We start from the raw sequence: 13,058 nt of genomic DNA, 5'->3' as shown, positions 1-13,058 counted from the left end.
ACCACTTGCCACGGAAGACATCGAAGGAACCCATGTCCAATCAAGATCCCACCGCGACGCGTCTCAACGAAATGTCCCCCGCGAAACGCGCGCTTCTCGAACGATGGAAGCGCGGTGGAACGGAGCCCTCGGCCCGCGCGACCATCGCGCGCACGGACGCTGCGGTCACGGGTGCGCCGCGGGAGGCCCCGGTCTCTTCGACGCAACTCCGCTCCTGGTACCTCGACCAAGTCGTCCCAGGCAGCCCCGCGTACAACGCCTCGTTCGCCTTCCGCTTCGTGGGAAGCTTGGACCGCACGGCACTCGCGCGCGCGCTGACGGAGATCGTCCGAAGGCACGAGACGTTGCGGACGACGTTTCCGTCGGTGGGCGGGCGCACCAAGCAGGTGATCGGCGTGCCCTTCCAGGTGGACGTTCCGTTCGAAGATTTGGCCGCGATCGATGCGCCCCAACGGGCCGCCCGCATGGCGCAAGCCAAAGAGGCGGAGGCGCGTCGGATCCTCTCACTCGAGCGGGGCCCGTTGTTCGCCACCCGCCTCTTGCGCCTGGCGCAGGACGAGCACGTCTTTCTTTTCACCATCCACCACATCATGTTCGATGGCTGGTCCTTCGGTGTCTTGAACCGCGAGCTCGTCGCGCTGTATGGCGCCTATGCGGAGGGCAAGCCGAGCGCCCTGCCCGAGCTGCCCATCCAGTACGCCGACTTCGCCACCTGGCAGCAGAAGAAAATCGCCGACCGTGGTTACCAGGCCGATCTCGATTTCTGGAAGCGGGAACTCGAGGGACTCCCGACGCTGTCGCTCCCCACCGATCGCCCGCGTCCCGCGGTGCAGACCTTCCGCGGCGCCCGCATGGAAATCGCCGTGCCCAAGCTCCTGGTCGTCGCCGTTCGCGAGGCGTGCCAGCGCGAGGACGTCACCCCGTACATGTTCTTCCTGGGCGCCTTCACCGCGCTGCTATCGCGCTACTCGGGGCAGGACGACGTCGTGGTGGGCTCGCCCATCGCCAACCGCTCGCCGGTCGAAACGGAAGGCCTCATCGGCTTCTTCGCCAACACCGTCGCATCCCGAACGGATCTCTCCGGCGATCCCTCGTTCCGCGCGCTCCTGGGGCGCATTCGCCCGCGCACCCTTGAGGCACTGCAACATCAGGGCCTTCCCTTCGAGCAGCTCGTCAACGAGCTGTCGCCCGAACGGGACTTGAGCCGCAATCCGCTCTTTCAGGTCATGATGGTGCTGCAGCACGCGGGCCTGGGGCTGCTCCCGCTGCGGGGGCTCGCGTGCTCGGTGGAAGAACTCCACTCGCGCACGGCGAAGTTCGACATCTGGCTGCAGCTGCTCCTGCTCGGCGACACCTGGACCGCCACCTTCGAGTACAGCACCGATCTCTTCGACGAGGTGACCATCGCACGCATGGCGCGGCACCTGCTCAAGGTGCTCGAGTCGGTGACGGAGAATCCCGAGCTGTGCTTGTCGGCCATCCCGCTCCTCGACGAGGAAGAGCGCCGCCGCGTCGTCGTCGAATTCAACGACACCGCGAAAGACTACGGGCCCGATCGGCTCCTCCACGAGCACATCGAGGCGCAGGTCGCGCGAACGCCAGACGCCGTGGCCGTGTCGTTCGAGGGTCAGACGCTGACGTACGCCCAGCTCGATGCGCGCGCCAATCAGCTCGCGCACTTGCTCGTCGCGGCGGGGGTGACGCCCGACACGCTCGTCGGGGTCTACGCCGAGCGCTCGGCGAATCTGGTGGTGGCGCTGCTGGCCGTGCTGAAGAGCGGTGGGGCCTACGTTCCCGTCGACCCCACCTACCCGGCCGACCGGGTCGAGCACATGCTCCGCGATGCCAACCCCGCGGTGCTGCTCACCGATCGCGGGTTGCCGTTGGAGCTCGGCGCGCGCTTCGAGGGGCTGCGTCAGGTCCGCGTGGACGACGCGCTGGAGGGTTACCCGACCCATCGCCCCGACGTGGCCATGCCGCCTTCGCGATTGGCCTACATGATTTACACATCGGGTTCGACCGGCTTGCCCAAAGGTGCCATGAACTCGCACCGGGGCATTTGCAATCGACTCCTCTGGATGCAAGACGCCTACGGATTGACGCCGAACGACCGCGTCCTGCAGAAGACGCCTTTCAGCTTCGACGTCTCCGTGTGGGAGTTCTTCTGGCCTCTGATGACGGGCGCGCGCCTGGTCATGGCCCGCCCCGAGGGCCACAAGGATCCGGCCTACCTCACCGAGACGATCGTGCGGGAAGGCATCACCACGATCCACTTCGTGCCGTCGATGCTCCAGGCCATCCTGGACCATCCAGACATGACGGAGTGCACGTCGCTCGTGCGCGTCATCTGCAGCGGCGAGGCGCTGCCCGCGGAGTACCGCGATCGATTCTTCGGCAAGCTGCCCTCCGCCGAGCTGCACAATCTGTACGGCCCCACCGAGGCGGCGGTCGACGTCACGTTCTGGCAGTGCAAACGAGAGGACACCTCGCCGACGGTTCCCATCGGCAGGCCCATCGCCAACACGCAGATCTACATCCTCGATACGCACGGCCAGCCGACGCCGGTCGGGGTTCCCGGGGAGCTCACCATCGGCGGTACGAACGTGGGGCGCGGGTATCTCAATCGACCCGAGCTCGATGCCGAGCGGTTCGTGCGCGATCCCTTCCGCGCGGACGCGGCGAAGATGTACCGGACCGGCGATCGCGCGCGCTTCCGAGGTGACGGCGTCATCGAGTTTCTCGGGCGCCTGGACGACCAAGTCAAGATTCGCGGCTTCCGCATCGAGCTCGGCGAGATCGAGTCGGCCCTGCGGCGCCAGCCCACGATCAAGGATGCCGTCGTCACGGGGCGCGAGGAAGACGGCGGTCGCAAGCGGCTCGTGGCGTACGTCGTGCCCGAGGACGATGCCGCCGCGTCGGCCGGCGTGCAGCTCGAACACGTGAGCACGTGGGAGACCGTCTACGACGACACGTACCGCCCGCCGGGCGCCGGGCGCGCCGCGAACATCGACGAAGACTTCAGCGGCTGGAACAGCAGCTTCACGGGCAAGCAACTGCCCGCAGAGGCCATGCAGGAATGGGTCGACACCACCGTCGCCCGGATCCGGGCGCTGAACCCCGCGCGCATCCTCGAGCTGGGCGCAGGAACGGGGTTGTTTCTCTTCCGCCTCGCCCCCCACTGCGAGGCGTACCACGCGACCGACATCTCGAAGGTCGCCATCGAGGAGCTCCGCCAGGAGGTCTCGGCCCGCGGGCTGTCGCACGTAGCGCTCGAGCAGAAGGAGGCCATCGAGCTCGATGGGCCGCCGGGCGCCTACGATGTCATCGTGCTGAACTCCGTCGTTCAGTATTTCCCGAGCCTCCAGTACCTCTCCGGCGTGCTGGAACGCGCCCAGCGCCTGCTCCGACCGGGCGGCGCGATCTTCATCGGCGACGTGCGCAGCCTACCGCTTCTCGAGCTGTTCCACACGTCGCTCGAGCTCACCAAGGCTCCGGCAAAGCGGCCATGCGACCAGCTGCGACGCCGCGTTCGGCACGCGATGTTGACGGAGAACGAGCTCGTGATCCATCCGGCGTTCTTCCGGACCTCGAACGCGGACGGCCCGCTGGTGTGCGAGCGCATCCTGTCCAAGCGCGGGCGCTACCAGAACGAGTTGAACCAGTTCCGTTACGACGTCATCCTGCGCCACGCCCCCGCCGGCGCCGATCCGCTGGCCTGGCAAAAGGACGCCGCGCCGGACACCGTGCCGACCTTGGAGGACGTGCGCCGCCACCTCACGTCGGAGCGCCCGTCCGAGCTCGTGCTGCGCCATCTGCGGGACGCTCGCCTCGTGCGCGAAGTACGCGCCCTGGAGCTCGTCGCGGATGCCAGCGAGGGCACCACGGCGGGACAGCTGCGCAAGGCGCTCGCGGAGGACGGCCCGGGGCACACCGGCGTGGCCCCCGAGTCGGTCTTCGCGCTCGGTGACGAGTTGGGCTACGACGTCGACGTCACGCCGTGCGACGAGGCGCCGGGCTTCTTCGACGCGCGATTCCTTCGGCCGGACGAGCCCCGAACGACCCGCACGAACGCGGCGGAGACGCGGCGGCCGGGCGAGGAGCTGTCGACGCAGCCCCTTCGCCAGCGGCTCTCGGCGGCGTTGGTCCCCGTGTGGCGCCAAGCCCTCAAACAGGGCTTGCCCGACTTCATGATCCCGTCGGCCTTCGTTCTGCTGGACGCCATTCCCATAGGCGCCCACGGAAAGGTCCATCGTGCCGTGCTGCCGGCCCCGGCCCCGACGCTCTCCGAGATCGAAGTTCCCTACGTCGCGCCCCGCACCAAGGTGGAGGAAACGCTGGCGGGCATCTGGGCCGAGGTCCTGGGGCTGGAGTCCGTGGGCATGAACAACAACTTCTTCGCCCTGGGAGGCGACTCCATTCACAGCATCCAGGCGATCGCTCGGGCGCGCAAACACGGCTTGAACCTCACGGTGGAGCAACTTTTTCGGAACCAAACCATCACCGAACTCGCGGCCGTGCTGAATGCCGACCTCGACGCGGAGCCGCCCAAGTCGATCCCCGTGCCCGAGTCGCGCAGGGCGCCAAAAGATCTCGCGGAGAGCGTCGACCTGCCGGACACCACCGACGCGGTCGATGTCTACCCCGTCGCGCCCATGCAGGCGTACATGATCGACCAGCTCGTGAACCATCCCCAGGTGGGTCTCTACGTACTCTTCACCATCTTCCCGATGCGCGGAACGCTCGACGTTCCCGCGCTGGGGCGCGCGTGGCAATCGGTCATCGATCGCCATCCTGGACTGCGCACGTCGTTCTCCAAGTCGCACTCCGGACGGTACGTACAGGTCGTCCACGAGCAGGCGCGGCTCGAGATGGAGGCGCACGATTGGCGCCAGATCCCCGAGGGCGAGCTCGAATCCAGCCTCCGCAGCTACATTCAGGCGACGCGCGCGCGCGGCTTCGCCCTGGACGAATGCCCGCAGATGCGCGCCGCCGTCTTCCGCACCGACGACGAGCACCACTGGTGCGTCTTCGCCTTCAATTATCTCCAGCGCGACGGCTGGAGCACGGTGGTCGTCTTCCGCGAGCTCATGGCCTTCTACCACGCGTATTCCACCGGCAGCGCGGTGCCGGTGCTGGAGAATCCCCCTCCCCCGCGCGCGCACATCGAGCGGGTACGCGCGCACGATGCGCGCGCAACGGAGGCCTTTTGGCGAAGCAAGCTTTCGGGTATCGTCCGCCCGACACCCCTCGTCGAATCGATCGGCGGCGTCGAACCCGGGACCGAGCCCGAACCGGCCTTCTCGCGGCAGCATGTGGTGTTCGGCCGTGCCATCACCGAACGTCTCGACGCCCTGTCGCGCGAGGAGAGGCTCACGCTCAGTACGTTCATCCACGGCGCCTGGTCCCTTTTGCTGGCCCACTACACGAAGACGCAAGACGTCCTTTACGGCGCCATCGTTTCGGCCCGCTCCGCGGAAATCTCCGGGGTCGAAGACATGGTCGGCTTGTTCAACAACGTCCTCGCGATCCGCCCGCCGTCGGCCGCACGATTCGAGACGTTGCGCGATTGGCTGCACACCGCGCAGGAAGATTTTCTCGAGCTCCGACGCTATGAGCACACCTGCCTCTCCGATACGAAACAGTGGAGTGAGCTTCCCAAAGAAGAGGCACGCCTGTTCCAGAGCTACATTGCCATCGAGAACATTCCGGGTTTCGCCGCCATGGTCGCCGAGATGGATCTGCGTCCCTCGCCGACGACCGAGATGCTGGCTCGAATCGCGGCCATCCAGCTCGATTTTCCGCTCCGCGTGGAGGTGTTCCCGGGCCAGCAGCTCGTGATCGTGCTCCACTACTATCGCCGCTACTTCCGCGATGACGTCATCACGGGAATCCTGCGCGATCTCGAACGCGCCATCGCATTCATGCTGGACGGGTTGGACCAACCACCGCGTTTCCCGCACCACTGACCCGCTCACCTGGCGAGGATTCCCATGAAGCAGTCACGTCTCATTTTCGATTGGAACGAGCTGGAGACGAAGGACCGGCGCGCTCCGGCGGGGCTGTCGATCTTCGACGAAACGCTCCGGGACGGGATGCAAAACCCATCGGTGACGTCGCCGAGCATCGAGGAGAAGCTGAAGATTCTCCATGCGATGAACGATATCGGCGTCGACGAAGCCGATATCGGATTACCGGCAAGCTCGCCGCGCGCATTCGACGATTGCCTGCGCATATGCCAAGAAGTGGCCCACTGCCGATTGCCCATCAAGGTTGCCTGCGCGGGCCGCACGGTGGTCGGCGACATCACGCCGATGATCGAGCTTTCGCAGCGCGCAGGCATTCCCGTGGAGGTTTACGCCTTCATCGGCTCGAGCCCCATTCGACAATACGCGGAAGATTGGGACGTCGCGCTGATTGCCAAACGCAGCGTCGAGGCCATCGACGCGGCCGTCGCGGCGGGCCTTCCCGTGGCGTACGTGACCGAGGATACGACACGGTCGCGCCCCGAGACGCTGACGACGTTGTTTCGCGCGGCCATCGACCACGGCGCCTCCCGCATCTGCCTCGCGGACACCGTGGGTCACTCGACCCCCGACGGCGTGAGGAATCTGCTTCGATTCACCCGCGCGCTACTTTCCGAAATGGGAGCCACGCACGTGGGCATCGATTGGCACGGCCACAACGATCGTGGTCTGGCCTTGGAAAATGCCATTCGGGCCATCGAGTGCGGCGCCGACCGCATTCACGCCACCGCGCTCGGCGTGGGCGAGCGCGCAGGAAATGTGCCGATGGAGCTTTTGCTGATGAACATGAAGCTGCTCGGCCTGCTCGACCGGGACGTGGCCCAATTGGTCGACTACGTAGAGACCGTGGCCTCGGCCATCGGGTGGATCATTCCGCCTAGCTATCCACTGGTGGGGCGCGACGCATTCCGCACGGCGACGGGGGTTCACGCCGCCGCGATCATCAAGGCCATGTCCCGCGGGGATTCGTGGCTGGCCGACCGCATTTACAGCGGGGTTCCGGCTGGCTCGTTCGGGCTCGCCCAGGAGATTTGCATTGGATTCATGAGTGGCGCATCCAATGTCGTTCATTGGCTGCGCCAGCGCGGAATTCCTGCTTCCGAATTTCTGGTGGGCGAAATTCTAAAGGCCGCCAAATCGCAAGATCACATCATGACCGACGACGAGGTGCTCCGCGTCGTGGCTCGCGTCGACGCGCAAGCCCACACCCTTTCGATGGGGCACGAGGAAAGAGAAACAGCATGACGACGACATCCGAAACGATCCACTCGAAAACTCGTGCGAACCAGGCCCAAACGACGGCGGCCTCCCTTTCGTTCATGTTCCCCGGGCTGGGCGACCACTACGTCGGTATGGGGCTCGAGCTCTATCGCACGCTGCCCGTCTTTCGCGAGCAGGTGGACCGTTGCGCGGCGCTGCTCCAGCCCGAGCTCGGCCTGGACATTCGCACGGTCATGCACCCGGAGGACGCGTCGGCTCCGGCGGCGCCTCCCGCGGAAAAGCTCGACTTGCGCAGAATGCTCGGCCGCGATGGCCGCACGGCCACGCCGAACGAGAGCCGGCTCAACCGAACGCGCCATGCGCAACCGGCCCTTTTCGTCATCGAGTATGCGCTCGCCAAGCAATGGCAGGCGTGGGGCGTGCACCCGCAGACGATGATTGGCTACAGCCTCGGCGAGTACGTCGCCGCGTGCTTGGCCGGCGTGCTCTCGATCGAAGATTCGCTCACCCTGGTCGCCCGCCGCGCGCAGCTGATCGAGACGCTCCCTGCGGGGGCGATGCTCGCGGTGACGCTGCCCGAACGCGAAATCGCACCTCTCCTCGGCGAGCATCTGTCGCTGTGCGCGGTGAACGGTCCGGAGTTTTGCGTCATCGGCGGCCCCCCCGACGAGGTGACCGCGTTCGAGCGGCACCTTCGCGAACGGGGTGTGGCCTTCCGGCGCGTGCAATCGACGCATGCGTTCCACTCCAAGATGATGGATCCGATTGCCGAGCGCGTGACGCAGCTGGCTCGAGGTTTCACCCTTCGCGCACCGCAGATCCCCTACGTGTCGAACGTCACCGGCGCGCTCATCACCGCCGCGGAGGCCACCGATCCCAGCTATTGGGCCAAGCACCTTTGCCGGCCGGTGCGGTTCGCCGACGGCCTCGCGGCGCTGTCCTCGCGTGCCCCGCATGCGTTCCTCGAGGTGGGTCCGGGGCAGACCTTGAGCAGCCTGGTCACACCGGCACACGACCGCGTCGTGGTGCCGTCGATGCGCCATGGCCTCGATCCGGAGTCCGATACGTCGGTGCTATCGAGGGCCGCGGGCCAGCTCCGGCTCACCGGTACCCGCGTGGAATGGGATCTCGCGGCATCGAACGAAGCGGCCGCCGCGCCGGCACGGCCTCTTGGCAAAACGGAGCAGGAGCTGGCCGCGATGTGGCAGGCGCTCTTGAAGTGCGATGCCCCCGCCGCCGATGCGAACTTTTTCCGGCTCGGGGGCAATTCACTCATCGCCACGCGCCTCATCGACCGCGTCGCCCGCTCGCTCCGCGTGAAGCTGCCGCTCCGGCGCGTGTACGAATCGCCGACGCTCGAAGCCATGGCCAGCGTCCTCGACGAACTGCGCCCCGGCGGCAGCCGGCCGAAATCCGCACCGGCGAAGCCCGTGACGCCCCCCAAGCCGCAGGCCGCGCAGAAGCCGCTCTTCCGCCTACCCAACGGCATTTCGGTGGCGCACCAAAACGAAGCCGAAACGAAGCACTTCTATGACGATATCTTCGCGCATCGCTCGTACGTCAAACACGGCATCGTCATTCCGGACGGTGGTTGCGTGCTCGACGTCGGCGGCAACATCGGACTGTTCACGGTGTTCGCGCACACCGAAGCCAAGAATGTCCGCATCTTCACCTTCGAACCGGCCCCTCCCCTGTTCGAGATCATCCAGCGCAACGTCGGTCTGCATGGCATTCGGGCCACCGTCCTCAACGTCGGTCTGTCGAACGCCGAGCGTCAGGCGCCGTTCACGTTTTACCCTCACAGCGCGGGCATGTCGTCGTTTCACCCGGACGAGGCGGAGGAGAGGCACAACCTCAAGACCATCATCGAGAACCAGCGCCGCGGGGGAGACGAGCACGCCGGTCAGATGGATCCGTACGCCGAAGAGCTCCTCGACGTGCGCTTCGAAGCGGTCCACTTCACCGCAAAACTGCGCCGCCTGAGCGACGTCATTCGCGAGCAGAAGATCGAGCGCATCGATCTGATGAAGGTGGACGTGCAGAAGTGCGAGCTGGAGGTCATCGAAGGCATCGACGACGCGGACTGGCCCAAATTCTCGCAGATCGTCTTGGAGGCGCACGACGTCGACGGAAGGGTCCAAGCGCTCACCGACGTGTTCGAGCGCCATGGCTTCTCGGTCATTGCGCAACAGGACGAGCTGTACGTCGGAACGAACATTTTCAACATCTACGCCATTCGTAAAGGACAGTGATGGACTCGACACGCAAGTTGGAATTCACCTCCGTCGGCGTCGTGGGCGCTGGCGTCATGGGGGTCGGCGTCGCGCAAGACCTCGCACAGACTGGACACCACGTGGTGCTGGTCGACATTTCCGAGCAGGTGCTCGATCGCGCCCGCAAGGAAATACGCAATGGGGTGCGTGCGTTCGCGCTCTTTGGCAAGTCGGCGCAAAAGGTCGACGTGAAGGAAGTGCTGGAGCGCATCACCTTCACCACCGATTATGCGCGATTGTCGAATGTCGACTTCGTCATCGAAAACGTGACGGAAAAGTGGCCCATCAAAAAAGAGGTCTACGAGCGCATCGACCCCATCTGCCGGCCGGAGGTGGTCTTTGCGGTCGATACGTCGGCCATCTCCATCACGCGGGTCGGTTCGGTCACCAAGCGCCCGTCGCAGGTGCTGGGCATGCACTTCATGAATCCGGTGCCGCTCAAGCCCATGGTGGAGGTCATTCGTGGCTTTCACACGACCCCACAGACCATCGACACGGGCAAGCGGCTGCTCGCCGAGATGAACAAAGCCGCCGTGGTCGTGGAAGACGTCCCCGGGTTCGTGTCCAATCGCGTGCTGATGCTGACCATCAACGAGGCCGTTTTCCTCGTGCAGGACCAAGTGGCCAGCGCGGCCGACGTCGACAAGATCTTCAAGGGCTGCTTCGAGCACAAAATGGGGCCCTTGGAGACGGCCGATCTCATCGGGCTCGATACGATTCTCTATTCGATCGAGGTTCTCTACGAGAGCTTCAACGACGACAAATACCGTCCTTGTCCGCTTCTCAAGAAGATGGTGGACGCCGGCCTTCACGGCCGAAAATCGGGGCGCGGCTTTTACGATTACTCCTGAGGAAAACCATGACGTCGGAAGATAGCAACAAGACGATTCGCAATTATTTGACCAAATTCTTCCCCGGCCACGAGCTCTCGGACGAAGACGACATCTTCAGTTTGGGATTCGTCAATTCGATGTTCGCCATTCAGCTGGTCAACTTCGTCGAGCACCAGTTCGGCCTCGAAATCGAAAACGAGGACATGGAACTCGACAATTTCCGTTCGGTTCGTGCCCTGGTCGAGCTCGTACGGCGAAAGACGCAAAAATCATGACGAGCGTCGTGGCGGAGAAGGCAGAAGGCGCGCAGCCGCGCAAAGACGAGAAGAAAAACATCAAGTGCGTCGTATGGGACCTCGACAACACCGTCTGGGACGGCATCCTGCTCGAGGATCCCCAAGTTCGGCTGCGCGAGGAGGTGGTGGCCACCCTCCGCACGCTCGACGAGCGCGGTATTCTTCACTCCATCGCGAGCCGGAACGAGCCTGAGCTCGCAATGGCCAAACTTCGCGAATTTGGAATCGACGAATACTTCCTTTACCCTCAGATCCACTGGGGCAACAAATCGGCCTCCATCGAGGCCGTCGCCAAGTCACTGAACTTCGGTATCGATGCGATTGCCTTCGTGGACGATCAGCCCTTCGAGCGGGACGAGGTTCGGTTTGCGCACCCGAAGGTGCTCTGCATCGATGCCGCCGAGGCACACCGCATGGTGGAGCTCCCCGAGCTGAATCCGCGATTCATCACCGACGACTCGCGGGTGCGGCGCAGGATGTACCAGGCGGACATCGAGCGAAAAACCGTGGAGGATGCTCACCAGGGCAGCCCGGACGAATTCCTCGCGTCGCTGGGCATGCAATTCGTCATCTCCCGCGCCCAGGAGGAGGACTTGAAGCGCGCGGAGGAGCTCACCGTACGCACGAACCAGCTCAATGCCACCGGCTACACGTACTCGTACGACGAGCTGGCCGCGTTCCGGCAATCACCGAATCACGATTTGCTCATCGCTGGATTGAACGACAAATACGGCACATATGGAAAGATCGGACTCGCTCTCGTGGAGCGCACGGCCGACGTGTGGACGCTGAAGCTACTCTTGATGTCCTGCCGGGTGATGTCACGCGGCGTGGGCACGGTTCTATTGAACTACATTCTGCAGCGCGCCCGCGATGCCGGCGCCCGCTTTCGCGCGGAATTCGTGTCGACGGATCGGAACCGCCAGATGTACATCACGTACAAATTCGCAGGCTTCCGCGAGGTGGAACGGCTCGGGGCAACGTCCGTCCTGGAGAACGACTATTCGAACGTCCAGAACTTCCCGCCGTACATCGACGTGCAAATCGACGTTTGAGCGCATTTCCGTGAGTTCGGCGGCTCACGGCTCACGATTTGGAAAGAGTGCAAACATCAGCAACGTCCCCACGGGTGCCAACAGCCCCGCCGCCGTCAGAATGGGGGTGTATCCGAAGTGATCGACGACCCAGCCCGTGAGAAGCAAGAACATCATGCTGCCAATGCCTGCGCCGGTTCCCCCGAGGCCCGCGACCGAGGCCACCGTTTTGCTCGAGAACCAGTCACTCGGCAGCGTCTGCACGTTGTTGATCCACACTTGAAATCCGAACAGCACCAGGCCGATCAAGGCGAGCGCGGAGAACGGGCTCTCGCTCCTCGCGGCGAGAATGCCCGCCGGCATGAGAAGTGCGCCAAAAGCGATGGTCGCCCGACGCGCGTTCTGGACGCGCCAGCCGCGCTTCACCAGATAACCGGACGCGAGCCCTCCGACCAAGCTCCCGGCATCGGCGGCGAGGTACGGGACCCAGGCAAACAGCCCGATCTTCTTCAGATCGAACCCGTGGACTTTGTAAAGGAACAGCGGGAGCCAGCTAATGTAGAGCCACCATACGGGGTCGACCAAAACGCGACCCAACACGATGGCCCAAACTTCCTTCTTCCGAAGGAGCGCGAGCCATTTTGGCGCCTCTTCGTCGGATTTCGACGGCACAACCCCCGCCTTCACCGGCGCGGCCACCGGCGACTCGTTCGGGCGGTACAACGCCCACCAGGCCATGAGCCAGCAGAAGCCGAGGCCTCCGGTAACCAAGAACGCGCCCTGCCAACCGTAGGTCAATTGCAACCATACGATGAGCGGCGGCGCGACAATCGAGCCGATCGCGGCGCCGCTATTGAAGATGGCCATGGCAAACGCCCGCTCGCGAACGGGGAACCACTCGGCGACGACCTTTGCTGCGCCCGGCCAGTTACCTGCCTCGCCCAGGCCAAGGCAGAATCGCAGAACACTCAGGCCACCGAGCCCTCGAACGAACGCGTGGGCCATGGCGGAGAGTGACCAAACGACGACCGACAACGTGAAGCCACGGCGAATCCCCATTCGATCGTAAATGCGCCCCGACAGGCTCTGGCTGAGGGTGTACGCCAGCAGAAACCAGGTAGCGAGGCTGGCATATTGTAGATTCGAAAGCTTCATGGCTTCCGTGATGACCGGAGCGAGCACCGAAACGGTCAACCGGTCGAGGTAGTTGATCAGCGTCACCACGAAGATCAGGCCGATGACCAACCAGCGCCTGCGAGACGGCCTGGCCATCGCCTCGCGCGCAACAGTGCCCGGCATGGCTGGCGTGCCCGGCGACACGTCGATCTCCATTTTTTCGGATTGAATGGCCATGTGATAACGTTATCATTCACTACGT

The 13,058-nt window shown here is 64.5% G+C and carries 7 protein-coding genes; 6 read left to right on the top strand and 1 reads right to left on the bottom strand.

Annotated features, from left to right (window positions below; translation table 11 throughout):
* Positions 1 to 32 precede the first annotated feature (32 nt).
* Genes LVJ94_19410 through LVJ94_19385 form a run of 6 tightly spaced genes read left to right on the top strand, consistent with a single transcriptional unit; the run spans position 33 to position 11,701 of the window.
* Positions 33 to 5,966, top strand: a complete 5,934-nt coding sequence (locus LVJ94_19410) for an amino acid adenylation domain-containing protein (protein WXB09386.1) — start codon at positions 33 to 35, stop codon at positions 5,964 to 5,966.
* Positions 5,967 to 5,990: 24 nt separating this feature from the next.
* A complete protein-coding gene (locus tag LVJ94_19405) occupies positions 5,991 to 7,268 on the top strand; it encodes a LeuA family protein (protein ID WXB09385.1) in 1,278 nt (425 codons plus the stop codon).
* Entirely contained in the window at positions 7,265 to 9,496 is a 2,232-nt protein-coding gene (locus LVJ94_19400) for an FkbM family methyltransferase (GenBank protein WXB09384.1), read from the top strand. The genes LVJ94_19405 and LVJ94_19400 overlap by 4 nt, the downstream gene beginning before the upstream one ends.
* Positions 9,496 to 10,368: a 3-hydroxyacyl-CoA dehydrogenase NAD-binding domain-containing protein gene (locus tag LVJ94_19395; protein ID WXB09383.1), complete on the top strand. Its 873-nt coding sequence runs from the start codon at positions 9,496 to 9,498 to the stop codon at positions 10,366 to 10,368. The genes LVJ94_19400 and LVJ94_19395 overlap by 1 nt, the downstream gene beginning before the upstream one ends.
* A gap of 8 nt (positions 10,369 to 10,376) precedes the next feature.
* Entirely contained in the window at positions 10,377 to 10,625 is a 249-nt protein-coding gene (locus LVJ94_19390; protein ID WXB09382.1) for a phosphopantetheine-binding protein, read from the top strand.
* The gene (locus LVJ94_19385) at positions 10,622 to 11,701 is read left to right on the top strand and encodes an HAD-IIIC family phosphatase (protein WXB09381.1); all 1,080 of its coding nucleotides are present in this window, start codon (positions 10,622 to 10,624) and stop codon (positions 11,699 to 11,701) included. The genes LVJ94_19390 and LVJ94_19385 overlap by 4 nt, the downstream gene beginning before the upstream one ends.
* A gap of 24 nt (positions 11,702 to 11,725) precedes the next feature.
* Here the strand turns inward: LVJ94_19385 and LVJ94_19380 are convergent, their stop codons facing one another.
* On the bottom strand, positions 11,726 to 13,033 hold the full coding sequence (locus tag LVJ94_19380; protein WXB09380.1) for an MFS transporter: 1,308 nt from the start codon (positions 13,031 to 13,033) through the stop codon (positions 11,726 to 11,728).
* Positions 13,034 to 13,058: the final 25 nt, after the last annotated feature.

The sequence above is a fragment of the Sorangiineae bacterium MSr11367 genome (assembly GCA_037157805.1).
Lineage (GTDB): Bacteria > Myxococcota_A > Polyangia > Polyangiales > Polyangiaceae > Pendulispora > Pendulispora rubella.
This window is presented reverse-complemented; position numbering and strand designations above follow the sequence as displayed.